Genomic DNA, 18781 nt, shown 5'->3' on the forward strand with positions numbered 1-18781 from the left:
TAGCGATCTTAATGTCTGTCATAGTAGTGCTAACATGTTGAATGTTCAAAATGTAGTTACCGTGAATAATGGAAATAGTGTAACAAATAGTACTAACAGCAATAGCCTTTTTAACGGTAATATCGCTAATAACGGTACTACTGACAATAGTAGTGATAATGATAATACCGCATATACTGTTAAAATCGGTATTACCGTTATCATTGTCGCATCAGAATAGGCCCTACATAGGTTAAAATGCCGAATTGGAGAAATAGAAGCAGATCAATAATAGCATTATTAACGGTAGTACCGTTCTGAACGGTAATCGTCTGACGAACAATTATAACGGTATGAATTCAATTTGAGGGTAGTTATGACCGACACCTACCCAGAAGTACTCGCCATCTCGTTTCAGAAGGGTGGCACTGGCAAGACATTCACCTCGTTGAACATTGCGGGCGGTCTTGCAGCTCGCGGCTTCAACGTGCTTGCCATCGACCTTGACCCACAGGGCACTCTCACCGCAAACCTTGGGAAGCGAGACCTCTACAAAGACCTGAACGCGCTCTCACTAGATGAAATCCTTTTAGATCCGAAAAGTTGGGATAATGTGAACGACCTCATCCACACCGACCACGAAGAGTTCGATCTTATCCCCAGCAACCAGAGTTATAATGGAAATAAAACACCCCTAGACTCGGCTGATGCCGGCGAGAACCGATTGGGGCGACTCTTAGAACGACTTGAAGACGACTATCACTACGTTGTCTGTGATTGCCCACCGGATTTCTCACCATACGCGAAGAACGCGGTCACGGCCGGCGAGAAGATCGTCGTGCCGATGGAGCCGGAGACGGAGATGCCGCATTCGACAGATCTGTTGTTCGACCAATATGAGGTCCTTGGAATGATGCACGATCTCGAGATTCAGTATCTCGCATTCCTGATGACGGTTAACTCGACGAAGATGACCAACGAGAACAAGCGAATGGTCGAGTGGTTCAATGAAACTTTCGACGAGAAGGGCGTTATTACTGACCATCGAGCGGCGTTCGCGAGGGCCAAAAAGAGCCAGCAGTCAATCTACGCTCACCCAGAATCGCTCCGGAACGACGAAGTCGAACGATACGACGAACTCCTTCAATTGATTCTTAAGCAGACATCACCACCGACGCTCGGATTGGATGTTGAAGCGGCAAAGGCGATGACCGTCGAAGATATTCGCGCTGCGGCGGCCGACCAAGAGGTGGAAGCATGAGTGACGATCCCTCTGAAGACGACTTTGAGGCACAGATGAGCGATGTTTCAGAGCGGGCACAGAAGCTCGGAGTCTCCGGTTCGGACCCAAGCTCGAGTTCGGGCGCTGAATCGTTGCCCGAAAATACCACGGGTGACACTGAGGAGATAGCCGAAGTGGATTCTGATGATCCATCGGCTGCTCAGCAGGCAGTTGAACAAGAGTCACGCACGACTGGAGGACCTGATACCCACGAATACCCGAACCCAGATAGGGAGCTGGGAGCGCTTGCTGATGTCTATGTAAATAATAACGTATTCCTCTCAACCGAGGTCGTCGACGCCGTTGAGGGTCTCTGGGATGACGTCGAGTATGAATGGAAGAAGTCTCACGACACAGAACTCAACAAGAACTGGGACTTCTACATGGCCTGCTTCCGGGTCATCTTAGACAATCCCAATCTCATCCGTGACGAACTTGGTATGGACACTGAGGAGTAATCTCAGCGTTCTCTCCTGGCCAATAATATCACTTGTTTATGTGTTCGGTATATCGGTGTGAACACTCATATTGGTAACAGTGGTAGTAACGTTAGTATGATTAATACCGTAGATAGCGCAAACAACTATGCGGCCAGTGAGTTAGAGACTTCGCGAATCGATATCAAGATCTCGGGTTGTAGAGGTGGCGATAGGCATTCTAAGTGAGTCCCACAACCATCAACCGATCTCGTCGATTCTACCCTGGAACAGCCTATCGGCTGTCGATTGGGCCAAAGGATATACCATGTGAGTCAGTATATTCAACTCCGACAGGACTACGACACCCGGTCAGGAACGTCTGCGCGGATGAGTGACAGGTTCGCTCCCGTTAGAATGGGAGTGGCCATCGTCACCCAGGCACTTCTTGGAGGGTGTTCCCCTGTGGCCGGTGCTTTTGGAGGAGTACGGGCCACTACGCAGCAGACGTCTCCGGTAAGTGTCGTAGTTTTGAACCGTTTAACATGGTTTAACCGAGGTCTGGCAATGGTATACTACTCTCGTCAAGATTGTATCCCTCTGAAATGCCGACCTCCAGGAGAACCTCGACAAGGAACTCGATGTCATGAATCTCTTGGTCAAGCTGTGTGCGCTCGAGTTCGCGAGCGAGGAGGGCATCGAGAAGGTACTGTATGAGAATAGTGGCCTCTGCTGACCGAACCGCGTGAATTTCTTCGTCGGTCAACGGTGATTGAGTAGTAGTGGGAAGCTTCCCATCAGGTCTGGGGACGAGGCCGGCTTGAATGTCAGTACGAACGCGCCTGTAGTGTTTACAGCCACTTTCCGGTGGCTCATCGGGGCACGTACAGGTTCGTTGGAGTACGTCGACCTCGTAGATACCCCCGGACGCCGATCGAACCTCGTAGATGCCACCCTGTCGGAGCAACGAGACGTCCATCTCCTGAGTCTGTGCCCGGCCCTCACGTCGGATTGCGGCGTTCTCAATAGACGGTGTCGATTCTTCTACTGGGTTGGAATCGGATGCTGCTGTTACCATCGGGATATCGGTCTCCATGGGACGACGACACGTCGAGATGCTGTACACGACTGGCAGGTTCCTCTGGTGTCGCCCCTCTACACTCTCGGGGAGACATAAAATCGGCCAAGTAAAACTGTGCGTTTGATTGGCGGAGGGTATATCCTACGTTACAACCTCATTGTGTCATTGTGACTATTGCGTAGGACTACTGGCATCTGCGACGAACGAGCGGTTTTACAGTTTGCAAACGGGAATTAGAGCTCATCCCACATGGGTGGATCAAATGATGAGGCGATCTCCTTGTCTGGCTCACTCCCGAGGTCATGGATATACGCAAGCAACTCTTCCGGTGGCGACATCGCTGAGACCGTCTCGGCTTCATCAACGGGCACGATGTCCCCTTCATGTCCGCCTTCCAGCTCCTGTTCTTGACTCTGTTCTCCGGGCAGGATCTCGCCGTTCTCCTCGTAGATGCCGTCGATTCGGTCAGTGAGATAGCGGATGATACCCGCTCTGTCACGGTTTGCCCGCTCGTGCTCGAGGTATCGTTCAACGGTCGCGGCCTCTTCCATCATCCTAATTGCGGGCGTGATGACCCGCGTATTTCGAGTGTCGAGCAGTTTCTCGGGCGGGAGCTGTTCGAGGAGCGATTCATCGTGACTCATGCTTGACCAGGGAGTGCAGGTGGCTCGGAGCGGTTCCACGCATCGAGATGGGAACAAATGTCTGCAACGACGTATTCGATCGCTTCGGTCGTCGACGAATCGACGGGAGGTGTCTCGACGATTACAGCGAGTTCCAGGGCGTCCTCGAATCGGATGAGTGGGTGTGCGTCGTAGAGTGCTTTGACGACGGCCTTCGCAAGTGTGTCTCCATCGAGGGATCTGGGATCGTCGATAGCGTCTCGGGCGACGGCAGTGAGATGGTGCACACGTCGGGTGGCGGCGATACTGGCGTCGATGTCGCTGCTGGTGGAGATGCGCTGTGCGGTCGTGATAGTGTTCATCGGAATGAATCCCTCCACCGAAGCGAGGGACGACAAACGAGGAGTGGTGAGCCAGCCCTACGTTACATTATTAATACGAAGGTAGCGTAGGATAACGCATGCCCGAACCTGACCCCGACGCTGGCGCTCCCACCAGCCCTGAAGAAAGGGGCGCAGAGATGCCTACACCCCCGGAAGGGCTGGCAAAGCGCGTATGGGAGCCCCTGCAGGCACAGACAGTGTACGATCTAGAGCGAGTCATCGACTACTGCGAGGAACTTATCGAGCACAAGGAACGGCCGGTGTCTCCGAGTGAGACGGCCGGAGAGGGTGAAGTCGCAGACAAGAAACCACCGCAGAACCTCTCTCATGAGGAGCAGCGTGCAGCGAAAGAGGAGCTCGAAGAGATGAGTACGGACGAGATGAAGGAACTCTCAGAGGATGAACTGACCCGGTATGGACACGTCCAGATACGGAAGCTCCCGTGTGGGCCAGGATGCGATGGTTGCCCCCATGGACCGTACACTTACATCGTCTATCGAGATAGCCGAGGGAAGGTGACCTCGAAGTATGCGGGGAAGGCTGATGGGGGGTAGCACCATCGCCGTACGGAACCCACGGAAGACGAGAATCCTATAGAATCACCCGTGGTTTGCAGTCTCGACGACGCACCCGGAATCACGACACGCGGCGAGCCACCCATTCTGGTAGCCGATCCCCGCAAGGTCGTCGAATGGAAACCGGCTCGTCACGTGCTTAGGAGTGACGTCGGGAAGTTGTACACGGAGCGCGTTCCCGTCCTGGTCGGCGGCCTCAAGATAGCCACTCCCAGCGAGTGCGTAAAGTTCCCAGACGATGTCCCGACCGTCCTTGGTCGTCCCGGGCCACTCCACATTAGAGAGCGCCGTGCGGACGTCCTCGACCCACTGAGCGATGTCCACATCGTCGTTGGTGATGGCGAGACGTCGTAATCGTCGATGACGCGGTCGGGATCAAGCAGTCCGAATTTCGCAGAAAGGATCCACCAGCGAGCACAGAGTGTCTCAGCGAAATCGCGCTTGAGGCCAAAGTATGTCGAACGGTATTTTTCGCGAGCAGGAAGCAAGCCGTCGTGTTTCGCGTCGCCACACCCGACGAGGGCAGTTCGGCGAACGTGGAGATCGCTTCGAGTACTACCCTCGTGGCCTCCACCGTCAGTCTGGAGTGTCCCGATATTTGTCTGTCTCATTGATATCTATCGTATCGGCGGTGAGGACTAATAGTGGACGTCGACGGGCGTCACGAAAAACGAGGTCTCGTCGCTCCCCGTATCCCCGGTCGCGACCTCCTCGAGAAGTTGATCGAATTCGGCTTGGCTCCGAATTGCGGTTCCGTATTCGTTGTAGAGGTAGTAGACCGGGCCGGCGTATTCACCGACAGAGTACATCGCATACCGGACGTCGATTGAGTAGGAGTCGATGAACTCCTCTTCGCTTCGGGCGGGGGCGAGAGGGTTCCACGGTTCGACGTCGGCTTCAATACGGGGGCTTTCGAGGAGTTCCTCGTCGGTGTACTCTTCGAATCCCTTGCGGATGACAGCCATTCGTCGAGCAAGTTCGCGAGTGGTTGATACCCAGGCGCCCTCGAGAAGATCGTTCCCGACCTCGGAGTCGGCACGAGCGGAGCCCTCTTCACGGAAGATGTCAGGGAGTGACTCGCTCCAGCGATCACCATCGGTCATGAGTGTGCCGTAGTCGAACGTCGGGTAGAGCGGCGCGTCAACGCCCTCAAAGAGGGCGTGGGCGATGCCGGTCGCGTCTTCGGCGTCGTAGGCTTCGCAGACGACTCTGATGAGCATGTGCATGATGAATTTGGTCAGGGGTAGAGGGCGAACGCAGTATCGTCGGCGTCGGTGCCGAATATTGTGCCAGGAGCGTTCCCTTCGGGATCAGCCGACGGGTAGAGGATCGTCCCGGACTCGAGTTCGAGAACGACCGTCGATTGCCAATCATGGGCTTGCCAGCCTTCGCGTTCAATTTCTTCGCTGGTCATTTCACGAACGTCGGCGATGCGCTGTCCGGCGATATTGTCGTCTGTGGTGGATTCCATTTTAACTGGGCCTCCACCGCGCGGGGGCCAGACAAATCAAGTCCTACGCTACACTCGGATACCAACAATTCGTACTGTAACGTAGGACTGAGACGGCCCTCACGTCCGTTTATCCGCGATCTTGCCCTTGAGTCCTTCATGATATTCGACGTAGTCGCGCTCTGTCTGAGTTCGATATGCAAGTGTGCGCCCGCCTTCGTAGGTGACGACGATGGCCTGCTCGATGGGAAAGGGCCCGTCTTCGTCCGCGTAGTCGACAAGTTCTGCCCACTCATCGGGTGACCCAAGCGGATCGGGATCGCTGAGATCCCCTCCGTTGGCAACCCAGATCGGGTCATCCGGTTCTTTGACGGCGGGCTCGAGGCGTTCGATTGGCGTCTTCCCCTCGGCGGGCCACACTCCACGTTCCTCCCAGAATGCTCGCATCTCACGGAGGCTTCGACGGACAGTCCCACGGATGCTGAGGAAGTCAGCGTCTTGCCACCCGTCGCGTGACCAGGATTCGCCTTTGTAGGCGATACCCTGCGGGCCGTTCCAATCGAGACCGATGATGTCCGCAGGCGGGTCCGCTGTGAGATTCGGTTGGGTGAGCTCCTGGATGACGCGCCATTGCTTCGTCGGGCTGGCTCCAAGGAGATGCACACGGTGACCGCGCCAGTTGCCGATATCCGAGAAGTGCCACGCTTTGATGTTTGAACGCCCCATCGCGTATCCGAGGACGAGCGATTCCCCGGGGATATCAGCGTTGGCGACGATATCGATGGCCTCGCGACACTTCGGGACGATGATGATGGTCGCGTCTGGGTAGTCGGATTTGAGTTCGCGGGCGGCGTCGACAAACGTGTGTGCTTCCTCAGGAGTGCGGGCATCGCCAACGACACCGATTTCGGGCTCAACCTCACGGAAGCGGGTGAGATACCGATCGAGGTCGGGCCGATTGAAGTCGTTGTCGAGCATGAGGATCGGGACGTCAACGTTGCGGAGATGGCTATCCTGAATCCGACAGTCCTCGCGAGCGCCGGTAACGAATCCGAGGGCGTATGCCTCAGTCGCAAACGGGGCTCGATGAAGGAACCCGATGTACTCGGCACGACGAGCGACTTCGATAGGAAGCGCGTCCTCTTCGCGTTCTCGTTCGGTGTTGCTGTCGGCCTCGATCTCGGACCGGTGGTCGGAATGCTCGCCTCCCGATGCCTGGTGTCTGTCCTCGAGTGTGTCAAGAGTCGCCGGCGAGAGGTACGTGGAGAGGTCGAGTTGGCCGTGGCCGATGCTCTCGGCTGAACTGGTATTGGAACTCACCATAGGAATTGGATGTCTGGATGGTCAGCTGGCGGCGCACGGCTCCGCCGCCGACAAAACTGGCGGACGAAACCTCGCCTACGCGGAAGACACAGAAGGGGAGCTCGACGACGATGATGATCGTTCGGATGGCTCCACGGATGGGTCACGAAGATGGTCGTAGTCTATCTCGAGGCCAGCGATTCCCTCGACTGCGGCGGTCGCGACGTTTCCGGTGAGGCAGTTCTCGACAGTCGCGTAGCCGTGGAGCCGAGCCCACTCACAGGCGTCGGCGATGAGTCCCCGGAGAACGTTCACCGGGTAGGCGAGGGCGTCGGTCTGGGCGCCCGCTGTGGACAGCGTGACGGCTTCGGTGTTGTCCCGAGGGTTCTGCTCCTCGGAGTGGTCTCGAAGGCAGAGCGCGGCAACCAAGGCGTCTTCTGGAGTTCGGTAGGCGAAGCACGCGACGAGCGGTGCGGTGTCGTCAGGTTCGCCACAGTCGTACTCATCGAGGAACGCCTGGGCGTCGGTGGTGAGGGTGGTTTCTCGACGAGCCGGGTGCTCCTCGCGGGTCTGGACAAGTTCACCCTGGGCGACCGTGCGGGGAGAGGCACATGCGGGTCTGACTGGTGTGTTCTGGTCGGTGAGGCGGGCCTGATCGGGACTGACGCGACCGGCGGGCCGTCGGGCCTCGATCGAATGACTGGCGAGGACGTATCTGTAGCGACACTTCCGGTACGTTCCACCCCCGGCGCGGCCCTCACGAGAGTGCCATTCACTCCGGTCAGCTATCGTCGTCCCGAGGAGCTCGAACCCAGCGGCCTGATACATGGTTCCCTCGTTGCCGTTCTGGACACCGGCGTACGTGAGCAGGCGATCGTATCCTTCGAGGCGACTCCACGCACAGCAGCGTGAGAGGAGCCACGATCCGGTATTCGCGGGCCGGTCGGGATGGGCAGCGAAGCGATACAGTTCGACCGTCCGACCGTCGGCGTTGTGTCGCCCCCGCGGGCGTCCGAGGACCGCCATCGCAACCTCTCGGTCCTGGTAGGTGGCAGTGAGTGCGATTCGGAAGGGCGTGGTCACTGGGTCGTGCTGATACGCGACGTCGGGGTGCTTCAGGAAGCCGTTGACACGCTCACGGACTCTGGACCCACGCTCAGCGCGGAGCGATAGGTGCCCCGTTGACGACGCACCACCGGGCGAGACGAGACGGGGGTCACAGTCGCGGTATGTCCGATAGGCGTGGTAGGCGGCAAGGGAGTCGAATTCCGTCTCGAGTATGACGATCTCCCCGGAGTCGATCATCGCATCGGTCTCGTCTTGGTTGGGGAGGCGACCGATACTAAGTGGGCCCCCTGGCGGGACGTACCAGTTGAAGGATCCGATGGAGTCGTCCCCAATGCATCGCCCGATAGCGTTGAGGTAGGGGAACGCGATGATGTCGCCGGCGCGAAGCGGCCGTATCACTCTGGACGAGGGGTGGTGACGAGTACTCACGGGAAAGGAGAGGCGTTAGGCGGATGCCCAGCCAAAGAACAGGTACGTGTCTTCTTCGACGTGAATACATCCAGCAGGGCCCCACTTGCTGTCGATTCGAGAGTCCTGTTCGTCGATAAGCTGGCTGGCGTACTCGGCGGGGTCGGTGTCGCCTACTTCGTCGTCGGGAATACGGGTGAACGAGGTTTTCTCCGCGATGGTCCCGGTGTATCCACCTTGGCCGTAGTGGTACTGGGCGTCCTCGACGGCGTCGCTAAACGCGCTCTTGGCGTCCTCGCCGTTCGCTCGGGTGAAAAACGTGTGAGCGCCCATCAGCGGTCTCCCTCTAATTCGTCTTCACTGAGGTGAACCGCCTCGGCGTCGTCTGGAACAAGTTCCTCATAGGTTCGGAATTCCTGGCAATCAACACAGAAGACTCCGTTCTCACCGATATCGGAGTCGGTGATGGGGCCATTCTTTGTCACTTCGACATCGATATGTCCGTTCGCAAAGCGATGCACAGCTCCGAACTGTACTTGATGGATGATCCACGAGAACCGTCCGTTTCCACAATCTGGACAGACAAGCAACTCCGATTCGGAGTTCATCTAACGACCTCGTATATTCGCCGGTTTGTACTGCGGCTGGTGGTTGCCATCTTGTTTGGACTCCTCCACCGTCTCGGGGGCCACAAACAGGGTAAAATCGATCTCGTATGTGAAAGGAGTCATAGAATCGTTCACAGCCGATTTACTGCGGTGCAAGCGGTAGAAAATGTTGAATCATATATGATTACAGAAGCCGCTGCAAGATACAGAGGACGGGTTCCGCACGCAATCTTGAATACAGGACACAGAGTGAGATGCTACATGAACAACAACATTTCGCTTGACGGACGGACAATGGTCGGAGTCACGAATACTGACGACGGAGAGGTGAGCGGGGACACGAAGTTCCATTTTGAACAGGACGGTGAACGAATCTACGCCCACTACGAGGGTGGTGATGTGGTGGATGGACACCTTGTTGGAACTGTTGAGGGCAACCATTGGGACATCCGATACACACAGATTAACCGGAACCACGAGACTGCAACGGGCCACTCTGTCGGGGTCATCGAAGTTCTAGAAGATGGCCGCCTGCGAGTTGAGGATGAGTGGAAATGGGAATCACAGAGAGGCAGCGGTGAAACGGTACTCGAAGAAGTCAAATAAGGTAGCACTGAGTGTGCAATGATACAGCGCGCGTATCTTGCACGCGAGTCTTGACAAGACTTGGATAGACAGAGAGCGCGGAGCTTTCTATGACAGGCTCTCTCGTAATCAACCGTCAGTAGTAGGATGTACACTCAGGGTGAATGCTGGGACGATCCATAGCTCCTCGTCAGTACTGCCGTACTCGGGCTGAGTATAGTCGCTGGGATCATCAGGGACGGTGTAGCTGTCGATGAGGTCTATGAACTGCCCGGCGCGGCAGATTGCGGTTCCGTCCTCGTCGTAGAGGTAGATGTCAGGTTCGGGTTCGAAGTCAACTTCAGGGCCTTCAGAGAGGTGATCACCCCAGTTGGTGCGGTTGTGGGCTTTATTAAATAGTTCGAGGCCGCGTTCGCTCGCGACGGGCACGGCTTCAGGGAGTGCGCCCCAGCCGATATTGAAAGGACGGATATCCGGGTCGTCGGCTTCGTGGAGGAGCTCAAAGGTCATCCCGTCGAAGCCGGCGGGCTTCTTGAGGGCGTTCTCTCGAGCATCGAATGCAAGGGTGGCCTTGACGATCGCCTCGAAGCGAGATTTCGCCGGCACGACGGCGAACGCGAGTGCGTCAATTCGTTTCTCGTAGGTCACGGAGACGTCGTCGTGAATAGGTCCATAGGGATTCTCCGATTCGAGTTCCGTGTCGCGCTCACATTCCTTGCAGAGGGCCCGATCGGGATCGACGGGGCGATCACACTGGGTACACCGCGGGGCTTCGTCGACGGTGAATTCGCCGGCGTCATTGGGGCCGTAATGCTCGTCTTCAAAAGATGTGTCTCCGAAGTCGTCCTTGCCGTAGAATCTCCGGTCGTCGTCCCAAGGGCTTTCGGCGTTCATGGAGGGATTCCTCCCTCCTTCATAGATTGTTCTCTAATATAAACGAGCGCAAACACTAGCGGCGAGCTTGAAGCAAAAGGGGGTTCATTGATAGGGTACGCGAGATGCGTCCTGTTCGCGAGAGTCCGCTTGTTGGCGGCGCTGGTCGGCCTCGAACATGAAGCGAGCGCTGGCTTTGTCCCCATCGAGGGTGCGCTGATCGACGGCGGTATCTGCAAACAGCGTCCTCTGGCGTCCGGACGCGTCCTCGGGAACCGTCTTCTCACCGTTCTGAGCACGGATAGCGGAGAGAGAACGGTTGTCGACGAACTCGTCGGAGCCGCCGGTCTCGATTCGTGAGGCTCGCTCCCGGGTATCAACGTTGACTCCGTGGTGAAAGAGCGTGGTCTCGAAGGGTTCGTCATCGAGGGCAAGCAAACCGGCCTCGTCGATGATCTTCGTCTCGGTATTTTCGGGGTCATCTTGAGCTTCGTCTTCGTGTTCAGTTGTCACGAAAACAGACTGGTGATGCACAGTGAACGAGCGGTGTCGGTTCGGTACGCTGGCGCTGGTGTCGGTATCAGTACTCATAGATTGTAGTCCCTGCAGAACGGGTGATTCGACTGATATGATTCTCACGTCGTGCGGATTAGTGGGGTTGATGAGGCAGGCGATCCCCGCACCGCGTCCGGGGGCGACAAACGAGTAGGCCGTGGGCAGGCCGGTCTTGGATTTATATTGATGAGTTTAGCCATGACGGACCACTATATCCCAAATTCCATCGTGTCTGTAGAATCAAACTCGCCGAGGTTCTCGTTCCCGTTGAGGAGGATGATACGAAGTGTGTCGAAGTCTCCATCGAGGCTCCCCGTCACCGTAACAGGCCCGTACCAATACCCCTCTTCGTCGCGAACCTCACTCTCGGAGCAGGCAGGGTCGTGGCTGTACGCGAGGTAGATCGTCGCGGTGGGCCCCCTAACATAGAGATGATTGACGCCAAAGTATCCGCACTTGTTTCTGTAGTGGAAGCCGCCCTCTGCCGTGAACGCACCGTCGCCGTCGACGGTGAGCTCGAGGCCGTCCACCCGGTGCATCGTGTGGGGCGGGCTCACGACCCAGTCCTCGATGGTCGAATTGTGGACGGCAACGTCGGCGAGTTTCTTCCCAGGCTCGGGATCGTCGTAATGCGGATTCCAGTCGTTCGTGGCGGGCGAGGTGATCGGCCCGACATAGACGCGGTCAATTGGGTCGAAGCGTTCAGGATATCTGGTGTACGAAGGGGGGAGGTCGCCAGGCATCACGCCGGGACCGTTCGGCAGTCCACCAGGTCTATCGTCGTCAGGGTCAGGCTCGGGCGTTGGTTCGGGGGTTCCGTCGCTGGTGTCGGGTTGGTTCGTCGTCGTGGACGTTCGAGCAGGAGTCTGCCCATCACCGCTCCCGGGTCCGTCTTCGTCAGTCGCGTTCTGCTCGCTGTTGACGGGTTCTGCGCCGAAGACGCCGAGACATCCGGCGAGGCTGGCGAGGCCAACTGTCCCAATACCGCCGAGAACAGTCCGACGGGTTACTCGTCGAGTGCTGCCGGGAGTGACTGCTTTCGGTTGGGAGAGCGGATCTTGAGGGGTAATCATAGAGGGCGATCCCGCTTCTACACCTGTTCGCGTTCGTCGTCGGACAGTTCTCCTTCTCGTGCTCGTTTCGCTCGGAGCTGTCGAGCCTCACATTCGGTGAGGGCTTCTTCTGGGACACTGAGATAATCGAGCGCCCACTCTTCGACCTCAGGGAGCGTCATCGGGTGAGGGAGTTCGTGATGCCCGACGGGGCGGGCGAGGAATGAGCCATCATCGTCGCGAAGGTCCTCATCATAGTACCCGAGAAAGTATCGCTCGAGGCCGTTCACCCCTGGACCATCCATGATGGTAATCATGGTGAAAGAGTCCGCCTCGAACTCTGATTCGAGGCTGAGGGTCGGATATTTGGAGGTGATATTCACAGGTACAGTAGGACGGGTCTGCTCATAAGTGAGACTGAATCACATCAAATGTGGCGGCTACAGTTCTTTCGAAGGGTATGGCTCGTCTGTCTCGACGCCGTCGGTGTCGTCCACACAGAACTGCCTGTTCCATAGGTTGAACTGGAGTTGCTCGCAGAATCGACACCAGGCGGTATTTTCCTCGTATGGATGCCGATTCGGGTCGATTAGGTTCCCACAGATACACTCAACCAACGGGTCGGCAACGTCAGGACGGCCCGGCTTCCCGGCGGCGAACGCGCTGAGGGGGACGACTCGCAAGCGCCCGGGTTCGGTTGCTGCGTCTGCCGACTCGTCGGCGTAGGCAGCTGCGATGAGTGCGTCGACGGCATCGCCGTAGTCCATGTACGCTTGGAGAGTGCGAATCCAGGCGGGGACGCGGTCGGCCCACTCAGGGTCAGTCACACGAGCGTGAGCGGCCTTCGACTGCCACGATGTCGTATCGGCCGAATCGAGTGCCAAGAGGGTCTCGGCGCCCTCGAGAACGGTCTTCGAGATCCCGAAGCCGTGGAGCGCATACTTCGAGGGGATAGCGTCGCGCAACTCCTGAATGATCGCACGAACTTCACTGGTTTTGTTCGGGCGAAGAATTGACCCGATGCCAAGCGTTGGTGAGGCGAGGCCGTGCTCTTTGAGGTAGTCGAACGACCACAGATACTCTTCGATGTCGTGCCCCTGCAAGACGGCAACGGGTTCGGCGGTGAGACCGGCTTCCTCCGCAGCTTCCAGGCAGTAGACGTGGTCGCGTATTGACCACTCCTGGTGGGTGCGGATATCCCGGTCGGCGTCGCGAAGAAGATCGAGGGCACACGCCCAATCCCGGAGCGTGTACTTTTCGATTTGATCGTCGTACTCGCTCAAGTAGGCAACATAGTCGTCAATGCTCGTCGGGTAATGGTTGAACTTCTTCTGAACGCTGTACCCGCCGGAATCGATAAACCAGTTCGGCCCCTCGAAAGGGCGATTGTCCCGGCGAGCGTAGGATATCATCGCGTATCCAGGGTGTGGGATGGCGTTGAGGTCGACACCAGCAGCGAGAAGCGCTTCCAGATCGTCGAGATCGAGTGCGTCGGGATTTGTGGCGGCAAGTGCAGCCGTCCCGATGGCTTTTCGCGATGATCCGGACCCGACCGTGTAGTGGAACTTGAACCGCTCACTCTCCTGTACTCCGGGCGATAGCGATTCACCATGAGAAGGCGATCGCTGACCGGGACTGGCGGGTGCTTCTGAGGACATCGTCTCTGATCTCGCGCACCCTCCAGCGAGCGACAAACGGAGGCAGTCGGGTGGCTTGGCGACCGAGCAATTCGGGGTTAACGAGATGCACAGTTTGTCGCGGCTTGAATCGGAGTCGAAATCTCAGCTATTTGGTTCGTCCAGGAGTTCGATGGTGACGGCTGCCTCAAGATGATGCCACAGTAGACCAGACCGGAACGTCTCAGTAAGGGTTGTTGCGCAATCAGGGAATTGAGCAGGCTCTTGGACGTCGTGGAGATCGTACACCCGAGCAAGGGCCTGGAGCGTATAGGCGATGGCGACGAGATCGCTTCCAAAGGGGTCGCGATCAGTATGGAGGAGATCGTCGAGCGCCGAGTAGCGAGCCTCGAGCAGTTGGTCGGAATTCACTGTTTCGAGCGAGGTTCCCATCTCGTCGAGTTCATCGAGGACGTCGTCGACGAGAGATTCGGCGAGCGGTAGCGGTTCGGGGACCGGTGTTGGAATGAAGGTCTGAGTCATTCGGAGACTGCCTCCCCATCATTAGTGCCACTGTCACCTTTGGCCTCGGCTTTCTCACGGAGGCGAGCTTTCTCGGCACAGTGGTCGGCATACACCCGAGAAAAGCGATTTCGCTGACTCTCGAGGGTCATCTGGGAGCTCCGGGCTCGGCGAACTCGGTCGAACGCGAACGGGTCACGATACTGCAGATGCGTCGGGATACTGACTTTGGCGAGGTCACCCCCGGATGAGACACCGAGTTCTCTAAGATAGCGTCGGAGCAGCGCCTCCGTAGAGCCGATTTTCGACCGCAGTGCTCGAAGCGTGCGCTCGTGACCGGATGAGAGACCGTCACGCGCCTCGTAGTCGATAGCATCGAGGTCGATATCCTCCCACCGAGGCACGTTATTGGGCGTAGAGTCACCGGTCATGCACTGGCTTGCGCTTCGTCCGGGATATTCGCGCTCGGTGCGTCTGGGGTGATGGGTGCGCAGACGGCGGGTGGGTCGGGATCGGTGTCGTTGTTGTTCTGAAAGCGACGGGCGATTCGGTCGTGGAGTGTTGTGCGCTCCCGATCGTCGTCCGTGTCATCGTACGGACGGCCGGTAGGGAGGGCGATTCGACCGGAGATCGTCCCGTCGCCGTGAGCGGTGAAGAGGACGTGGTCGGTGGCGTAGCCAAACGTGTTGACCGCGAGTTCGTGGAGCTGTTCTACTTCACTACGGGTGCGTTCAGGCGCGTCTTCTGCGACTTCATAGGTCATGTTTGTACGTCCCTCACCGGCACGGGGGGCGACAAAACTGGTCCTACGCTACGCTCGCGTCCGTACTGTAACGTAGGACGCTGAACGCCGGAAGAACGATTCAAAATGCTCCGATCGAGACCTGTTCGGTAGTATCTCCATCTTCCTCGGTGGGCGTATCCGCTCGATCTATGTCTTCGAGTGTTTCAGCGCAGATATCGAGTGGACACGTTCCATAGTGGCCTTCGTCGACAGCGAGGCGGTCACGCTTTCCGTGAGGATGAACGAAATTACCGGCGTGCCCCGACGGGCGCTTGCACTTAGTGCCGATAGGAGCGCTACACGATGGGCACCCTACCTCAAGCACGGGATCGCGGGGCCACGTTCGATCACAGCCGTCGCGATTGCAGGAGAGGGTCATACGAACTCGTCGAAACCAGCCTGGGAGGTGTCACTCGGGTCGAGCGTGACATCGAGGTTCGGTGCGAGTGTTGGTTCTTCGGGTGTTGGTTCCGGGTCGACGTCCAGCTCAGATTCGGTGTCCGGTTCCTCTTGTGCGGCGCCGGCGTCGGTGTCGTCGTCGACGAGGGATACACCGAAGAATCGGGCGAGGACGCGGTCACGCTCGCTCGTGTCGAGTTCTCGCACAGGATGGTCGCCCCCGATGAGCTGGGCAGTGCTGATGAACCATACCCGTCGGGCATCGAGTTTCAAGGCGTCACCGAGTAGGACGTACCCGGTCATAGCGTTGAGAACGAAGTTGAGAACGGCCATCTTCGCGCAGAGAGGATCTTTGTCGTATCCGAGATAGACGGCTGGAGTCTCTGGTGCGAGGTTCTGGAGTCGATGGGCACTGTCGACGATGAGTCGACCGCTCCCGCACCCAGAGACATCACCGATCACCAGAGGGTCGTCCGGCGTGGCCTCACGGAGGCTATCGGTGTCGGGGAGGTTCATCTGGGCCATCGCTCGGCTCACCGCTCCGGGCGTGAAGTACTGGGCGAAGTGCTCGCTGGTGAGGCCGTAGTGTTCGTAGACGCCGCCGAGGACATCTTCTTGCGTTTCCTCCATCGCAAGGACGAGACCCCCGAGGGCGTTGGCGTGCAGCGTCGCGAACTCTCGAACCGTCTCCTCGTCCCGACCATCATTTCGATACCGGTCGAGCGGTTTCTGATAGGCGTCTTCGTCGCCGGAGAAGCTGGCGACCGCCATACTGATCCAATCGGAGAAGACCCGGTAGGTGGATTTACCCGTCTGCTGACTGATGTCGTCGAGCGAGTCAGTGACGAGTTCGCGGTGTTCGGGTTCCAAGAGTGTCGTCATGGCGACGGGTGACCTCCCGCTGTTCGCGGCTGGTGAGAAACGGCGATCTCGGGACTAGCGAATCGACGAGCGCGGTGAGGGACGTGGATACCCCGGGTGAGAGGGATGAATATTGAGTCGTTGTCGCCACAGACGATGCTCGCGAGAAGTTCGTGTTTACACATCACGCGGAAGGGAGCGGATTGCTTGTACGGGCACGAACAGGTGAGGGCGTCCCCCCACGGGATGAATGGGTACTGGCTCCCGCTGTCGTATTCTCCGACAAGGACGGGTGCGGGGAGTTCGATACCGTAGTCAGCGAGAGCCACTGGTTCGTCAGTGTTCGCGTGTGAGAGCACAGATTCCTGGAGGACGTACACCGAGTCGATGTCATGTTCTCGGGCGATTGCGTCGGGGTTGGTGTCGTCGTCAACGATGACCATCCCCACGAAGGCGTTGTGCTCGAGGAGGTGGTTGGCGTCGGGAGTGGGTCCGATGCACTTCTCGATCAGCGACCCATAGGACGACTCCTTGAGGATCTGGCGGAGATTCGCGCCGGGGATGAGTTCCTGATACCACTTCTCCCGGTCCTTACGCACCTCACGGACGGCTTCGTGAGGGTCGGATTGCTCACTAGCTTCGCGGATACGTGCGGCAAGGTAGGCAGGTGCGTCGACCAGAACAGTGTCATCGTCGGCGTGTTCGTAGAACTTCTTCTCTTCGCGAATCCGTACATCACACGATGCTTCGGCGTAATCGAGGCCCCTCGGCTTCTGTTTTATTCCCCGCCAGGGATGGGTTGCGGGAGTCTCGGCCTTGTACGACCAGGGATTGTAGTTTCCAAGGAGTTGGTCGCGGCGGACAGGCCCACCGCGCATGAAGTCGAGGCGAATCTGGTGTTCGATGGGTTCGACGTTCGGTGGATCGCGATCAACTTCGTAGTCGTAGTCACGGTCTATGTGGGCGAGTGCGCCTGGTGGCAACGCCAGGTGGGGCACACTGCCGTCGGCTGAGTGGATGGTTCGACAGGACATGATTGACGAAGGGCGAAATGTTGAACTCGGTCGTCTGCTGGACGCCCCACTACCGACGCGGGGGGACGACAAACTGGCTCGGAAGACCTCCTACACAACGAACCGAGTGTCGTCGTAACGCAGGATCATATCATCGTAATTCGCAGAAGTTCTCATACTTTCTAACATAACAGATCCTCAGCTAAATGAAACCACGTTGACTGGTATAGAAGATACATTCGGCACGGTGGCGCCGACAGATGCGATTAATAATAGCCCCTCTCATTTTTCAATAAGGGCCGGTAAATCAAGTGTATGCCTACGCCGTCATTTGGGGGGCTGCTGACAGGGGCCAATGAGGATTCCTATGACATCCCCCCTGTTGCAGGCCGATTCGACGGCGACCACATCCTCGTACCGCTACTCACCCGCGAGATTCCGCCCGTGCTCGATCAACTCAAAACCGCAACCACTCTTGCACGGGTGCGAAACGCATCTCTGACCATCATCAATCCAGTTTCCGTCCCCGAACAGACCCCAAAAGCCTACGATCATAAGATGACCGACAGCGACGATATGGCACTTCTTGGATGGGCGTTCGAGCAAACCGATGACTCCCTACCACACGTGGATGGGGACTTTGTCTACGCCCGTGACGTTGTGAAAGGTGTCCTGCACGCGGTCAGGGCTCGTGATGTGGACACGCTCGTCGTCCCAAGCGGTGATGGGACGGGCCGCCTTCAGAAAGAGGCCACCGAGCGGATCGCAGCCTACGCTGATGCTGATGTCATAATTGTCAACGGGAAGGCAGGCTTTGAGACGCCGCCTTCGATTCTTCTCCCGGTCGCTGGCGGCCCTCATTCGGGATTGGCCGCCGACGTGGCCACCACAATCGCAACCGACTGCAACGCATGGATCGATATTCTGCATGTCGTTGAGGAGGATGTGTCACCTCACAAGCGAGAGCAAGCAGAAGCCCTCGTTGACGATGTATATCACCGAATCGCCCGTCCCGAAAGCACCACAACGTGGGTACATGAGGCGACGAACACCGTCGAATCCATTGTCGAGCAATCCCGCTATTATGGCCTCACCATCGTCGGGGCACCAACAAAAGGTCGTCTGCGACAGTTCATATTCGGCTCAACAAACACTTCGGTTCGGAAGAATGCAGCCAGCGTCGTCCTCTCGGTACACAATAACAGTCCCGCTTCAGAGGCTGAGTGAGAGAGAGTTCCTATCGACACCTCGGTTCTGGATACAGGCATTTCATCGGTGACTGATCTGCAAGATTCGCGCGATGTATTCAGCAAGTTGGCTCTATCAGCCACAAGGGTTTATTTCAA

At 57.6% G+C, this 18781-nt stretch carries 26 protein-coding genes and 1 pseudogene; 6 read left to right on the forward strand and 21 right to left on the reverse strand.

Going from position 1 to position 18781, the window contains the following annotated elements:
- The first annotated feature begins 355 nt into the window (after positions 1–355).
- Positions 356–1240, forward strand: coding sequence for a ParA family protein (locus MUG96_RS22000; RefSeq protein WP_123124699.1), 885 nt, complete (start codon positions 356–358; stop codon positions 1238–1240).
- Positions 1237–1719: a hypothetical protein gene (locus MUG96_RS22005; protein WP_123124698.1), complete on the forward strand. Its 483-nt coding sequence runs from the start codon at positions 1237–1239 to the stop codon at positions 1717–1719. The genes MUG96_RS22000 and MUG96_RS22005 overlap by 4 nt, the downstream gene beginning before the upstream one ends.
- 508 nt (positions 1720–2227) lie before the next feature.
- On the opposite strand, the gene MUG96_RS22010 is transcribed toward MUG96_RS22005, so the two are convergent.
- The 3 genes from MUG96_RS22010 to MUG96_RS22020 all read right to left on the reverse strand — a co-directional run bounded on the left by MUG96_RS22010 (position 2228) and on the right by MUG96_RS22020 (position 3743).
- A complete protein-coding gene (locus MUG96_RS22010; protein ID WP_148040800.1) occupies positions 2228–2773 on the reverse strand; it encodes a hypothetical protein in 546 nt (181 codons plus the stop codon).
- A 218-nt stretch (positions 2774–2991) separates the two neighbouring features.
- Complete coding sequence (locus MUG96_RS22015; RefSeq protein ID WP_123124696.1) at positions 2992–3402, reverse strand: DUF8129 domain-containing protein; 411 nt, start codon at positions 3400–3402, stop codon at positions 2992–2994.
- Positions 3399–3743: a hypothetical protein gene (locus MUG96_RS22020; RefSeq protein WP_123124695.1), complete on the reverse strand. Its 345-nt coding sequence runs from the start codon at positions 3741–3743 to the stop codon at positions 3399–3401. The genes MUG96_RS22015 and MUG96_RS22020 overlap by 4 nt, the downstream gene beginning before the upstream one ends.
- A 98-nt stretch (positions 3744–3841) precedes the next feature.
- Between MUG96_RS22020 and MUG96_RS22025 the strand changes: the two genes are divergently transcribed.
- Positions 3842–4318, forward strand: coding sequence for a DUF6788 family protein (locus tag MUG96_RS22025; protein ID WP_123124694.1), 477 nt, complete (start codon positions 3842–3844; stop codon positions 4316–4318).
- A 45-nt stretch (positions 4319–4363) separates the two neighbouring features.
- Here the strand turns inward: MUG96_RS22025 and MUG96_RS22030 are convergent, their stop codons facing one another.
- The 5 genes and pseudogenes from MUG96_RS22030 to MUG96_RS22045 form a co-directional block, all read right to left on the reverse strand.
- Positions 4364–4663 (reverse strand): hypothetical protein, encoded by a 300-nt coding sequence (locus MUG96_RS22030; protein WP_123124693.1) that lies wholly within the window; start codon positions 4661–4663, stop codon positions 4364–4366.
- Positions 4664–4686: 23 nt separating this feature from the next.
- Positions 4687–4950, reverse strand: a pseudogene (locus tag MUG96_RS24340) (DUF6884 domain-containing protein); the annotation flags it as partial.
- 27 nt (positions 4951–4977) lie between these two features.
- The gene (locus MUG96_RS22035; protein WP_123124692.1) at positions 4978–5565 is read right to left on the reverse strand and encodes a DUF7995 family protein; all 588 of its coding nucleotides are present in this window, start codon (positions 5563–5565) and stop codon (positions 4978–4980) included.
- Between the two features lie 11 nt (positions 5566–5576).
- The gene (locus MUG96_RS22040; protein WP_123124691.1) at positions 5577–5810 is read right to left on the reverse strand and encodes a hypothetical protein; all 234 of its coding nucleotides are present in this window, start codon (positions 5808–5810) and stop codon (positions 5577–5579) included.
- A gap of 99 nt (positions 5811–5909) precedes the next feature.
- Positions 5910–6968, reverse strand: coding sequence for a DUF6610 family protein (locus MUG96_RS22045; protein WP_373222142.1), 1059 nt, complete (start codon positions 6966–6968; stop codon positions 5910–5912).
- Here MUG96_RS22045 and MUG96_RS22050 point away from each other — a divergent pair.
- Positions 6876–7091 carry a hypothetical protein gene (locus MUG96_RS22050; protein ID WP_127341297.1) on the forward strand — a complete coding sequence of 72 codons (216 nt, stop codon included), beginning with the start codon at positions 6876–6878 and terminating at the stop codon, positions 7089–7091. The genes MUG96_RS22045 and MUG96_RS22050 overlap by 93 nt on opposite strands.
- A gap of 96 nt (positions 7092–7187) precedes the next feature.
- Here MUG96_RS22050 and MUG96_RS22055 read toward each other — a convergent pair whose 3' ends face one another.
- The 3 genes from MUG96_RS22055 to MUG96_RS22065 are packed head-to-tail and all read right to left on the reverse strand — an operon-like array spanning position 7188 to position 9175.
- A complete protein-coding gene (locus tag MUG96_RS22055) occupies positions 7188–8558 on the reverse strand; it encodes an XF1762 family protein (RefSeq protein ID WP_246989824.1) in 1371 nt (456 codons plus the stop codon).
- Positions 8559–8603: 45 nt separating this feature from the next.
- Positions 8604–8900 carry a hypothetical protein gene (locus tag MUG96_RS22060; protein ID WP_114450749.1) on the reverse strand — a complete coding sequence of 99 codons (297 nt, stop codon included), beginning with the start codon at positions 8898–8900 and terminating at the stop codon, positions 8604–8606.
- Entirely contained in the window at positions 8900–9175 is a 276-nt protein-coding gene (locus MUG96_RS22065) for a hypothetical protein (RefSeq protein WP_157969627.1), read from the reverse strand. Before MUG96_RS22065 ends, MUG96_RS22060 begins: the two co-directional genes overlap by 1 nt.
- A gap of 261 nt (positions 9176–9436) precedes the next feature.
- Here MUG96_RS22065 and MUG96_RS22070 point away from each other — a divergent pair, with 261 nt between their 5' ends.
- Complete coding sequence (locus MUG96_RS22070; RefSeq protein WP_123124689.1) at positions 9437–9781, forward strand: avidin-fold protein; 345 nt, start codon at positions 9437–9439, stop codon at positions 9779–9781.
- Between the two features lie 108 nt (positions 9782–9889).
- Here MUG96_RS22070 and MUG96_RS22075 read toward each other — a convergent pair whose 3' ends face one another.
- From MUG96_RS22075 to MUG96_RS22115, 10 genes are all read right to left on the reverse strand, one after another.
- Positions 9890–10654 carry a hypothetical protein gene (locus MUG96_RS22075; protein ID WP_246989825.1) on the reverse strand — a complete coding sequence of 255 codons (765 nt, stop codon included), beginning with the start codon at positions 10652–10654 and terminating at the stop codon, positions 9890–9892.
- Between the two features lie 84 nt (positions 10655–10738).
- Positions 10739–11224, reverse strand: coding sequence for a hypothetical protein (locus tag MUG96_RS22080; RefSeq protein WP_246989826.1), 486 nt, complete (start codon positions 11222–11224; stop codon positions 10739–10741).
- A gap of 173 nt (positions 11225–11397) precedes the next feature.
- Entirely contained in the window at positions 11398–11931 is a 534-nt protein-coding gene (locus MUG96_RS22085; protein WP_114450753.1) for a hypothetical protein, read from the reverse strand.
- A 347-nt stretch (positions 11932–12278) separates the two neighbouring features.
- Positions 12279–12545: a hypothetical protein gene (locus MUG96_RS22090; RefSeq protein WP_246989828.1), complete on the reverse strand. Its 267-nt coding sequence runs from the start codon at positions 12543–12545 to the stop codon at positions 12279–12281.
- A 135-nt stretch (positions 12546–12680) separates the two neighbouring features.
- Complete coding sequence (locus MUG96_RS22095; RefSeq protein WP_199710315.1) at positions 12681–13898, reverse strand: deazapurine DNA modification protein DpdA family protein; 1218 nt, start codon at positions 13896–13898, stop codon at positions 12681–12683.
- Positions 13899–14021: 123 nt separating this feature from the next.
- The gene (locus tag MUG96_RS22100; protein WP_148040798.1) at positions 14022–14399 is read right to left on the reverse strand and encodes a hypothetical protein; all 378 of its coding nucleotides are present in this window, start codon (positions 14397–14399) and stop codon (positions 14022–14024) included.
- A 406-nt stretch (positions 14400–14805) separates the two neighbouring features.
- Complete coding sequence (locus MUG96_RS22105) at positions 14806–15141, reverse strand: hypothetical protein (RefSeq protein WP_112077683.1); 336 nt, start codon at positions 15139–15141, stop codon at positions 14806–14808.
- A 100-nt stretch (positions 15142–15241) separates the two neighbouring features.
- Complete coding sequence (locus tag MUG96_RS24460) at positions 15242–15541, reverse strand: zinc finger domain-containing protein (protein WP_443984580.1); 300 nt, start codon at positions 15539–15541, stop codon at positions 15242–15244.
- Positions 15538–16443, reverse strand: coding sequence for an N-6 DNA methylase (locus tag MUG96_RS22110; protein WP_123124682.1), 906 nt, complete (start codon positions 16441–16443; stop codon positions 15538–15540). The genes MUG96_RS24460 and MUG96_RS22110 overlap by 4 nt, the downstream gene beginning before the upstream one ends.
- The gene (locus MUG96_RS22115; protein ID WP_246989831.1) at positions 16440–17420 is read right to left on the reverse strand and encodes a hypothetical protein; all 981 of its coding nucleotides are present in this window, start codon (positions 17418–17420) and stop codon (positions 16440–16442) included. The genes MUG96_RS22110 and MUG96_RS22115 overlap by 4 nt, the downstream gene beginning before the upstream one ends.
- A 330-nt stretch (positions 17421–17750) precedes the next feature.
- Here MUG96_RS22115 and MUG96_RS22120 point away from each other — a divergent pair, with 330 nt between their 5' ends.
- Positions 17751–18662 (forward strand): universal stress protein, encoded by a 912-nt coding sequence (locus MUG96_RS22120; protein ID WP_123124680.1) that lies wholly within the window; start codon positions 17751–17753, stop codon positions 18660–18662.
- Positions 18663–18781 lie beyond the last annotated feature (119 nt).

The organism is Halorientalis marina (genome assembly GCF_023028345.1).
GTDB lineage: Archaea > Halobacteriota > Halobacteria > Halobacteriales > Haloarculaceae > Halorientalis > Halorientalis marina.

Coding starts and splice junctions, on each gene's coding strand:
- MUG96_RS22100 (WP_148040798.1), bottom strand. CDS start 14,399: ATGACTCAGACCTTCATTCCAACACCGGTCCCCGAACCGCTACCGCTC.
- MUG96_RS22065 (WP_157969627.1), bottom strand. CDS start 9,175: ATGAACTCCGAATCGGAGTTGCTTGTCTGTCCAGATTGTGGAAACGGA.
- MUG96_RS22015 (WP_123124696.1), bottom strand. CDS start 3,402: ATGAGTCACGATGAATCGCTCCTCGAACAGCTCCCGCCCGAGAAACTG.
- MUG96_RS22035 (WP_123124692.1), bottom strand. CDS start 5,565: ATGCACATGCTCATCAGAGTCGTCTGCGAAGCCTACGACGCCGAAGAC.
- MUG96_RS22110 (WP_123124682.1), bottom strand. CDS start 16,443: ATGACGACACTCTTGGAACCCGAACACCGCGAACTCGTCACTGACTCG.
- MUG96_RS24460 (WP_443984580.1), bottom strand. CDS start 15,541: ATGACCCTCTCCTGCAATCGCGACGGCTGTGATCGAACGTGGCCCCGC.
- MUG96_RS22120 (WP_123124680.1), top strand. CDS start 17,751: ATGCCTACGCCGTCATTTGGGGGGCTGCTGACAGGGGCCAATGAGGAT.
- MUG96_RS22005 (WP_123124698.1), top strand. CDS start 1,237: ATGAGTGACGATCCCTCTGAAGACGACTTTGAGGCACAGATGAGCGAT.
- MUG96_RS22080 (WP_246989826.1), bottom strand. CDS start 11,224: ATGAGTACTGATACCGACACCAGCGCCAGCGTACCGAACCGACACCGC.
- MUG96_RS22085 (WP_114450753.1), bottom strand. CDS start 11,931: ATGCCTGGCGACCTCCCCCCTTCGTACACCAGATATCCTGAACGCTTC.
- MUG96_RS22000 (WP_123124699.1), top strand. CDS start 356: ATGACCGACACCTACCCAGAAGTACTCGCCATCTCGTTTCAGAAGGGT.
- MUG96_RS22025 (WP_123124694.1), top strand. CDS start 3,842: ATGCCCGAACCTGACCCCGACGCTGGCGCTCCCACCAGCCCTGAAGAA.
- MUG96_RS22050 (WP_127341297.1), top strand. CDS start 6,876: ATGAAGGAACCCGATGTACTCGGCACGACGAGCGACTTCGATAGGAAG.
- MUG96_RS22020 (WP_123124695.1), bottom strand. CDS start 3,743: ATGAACACTATCACGACCGCACAGCGCATCTCCACCAGCAGCGACATC.
- MUG96_RS22060 (WP_114450749.1), bottom strand. CDS start 8,900: ATGGGCGCTCACACGTTTTTCACCCGAGCGAACGGCGAGGACGCCAAG.
- MUG96_RS22075 (WP_246989825.1), bottom strand. CDS start 10,654: ATGAACGCCGAAAGCCCTTGGGACGACGACCGGAGATTCTACGGCAAG.
- MUG96_RS22040 (WP_123124691.1), bottom strand. CDS start 5,810: ATGGAATCCACCACAGACGACAATATCGCCGGACAGCGCATCGCCGAC.
- MUG96_RS22095 (WP_199710315.1), bottom strand. CDS start 13,898: ATGTCCTCAGAAGCACCCGCCAGTCCCGGTCAGCGATCGCCTTCTCAT.
- MUG96_RS22090 (WP_246989828.1), bottom strand. CDS start 12,545: ATGGATGGTCCAGGGGTGAACGGCCTCGAGCGATACTTTCTCGGGTAC.
- MUG96_RS22070 (WP_123124689.1), top strand. CDS start 9,437: ATGAACAACAACATTTCGCTTGACGGACGGACAATGGTCGGAGTCACG.
- MUG96_RS22010 (WP_148040800.1), bottom strand. CDS start 2,773: ATGGAGACCGATATCCCGATGGTAACAGCAGCATCCGATTCCAACCCA.
- MUG96_RS22105 (WP_112077683.1), bottom strand. CDS start 15,141: ATGACCTATGAAGTCGCAGAAGACGCGCCTGAACGCACCCGTAGTGAA.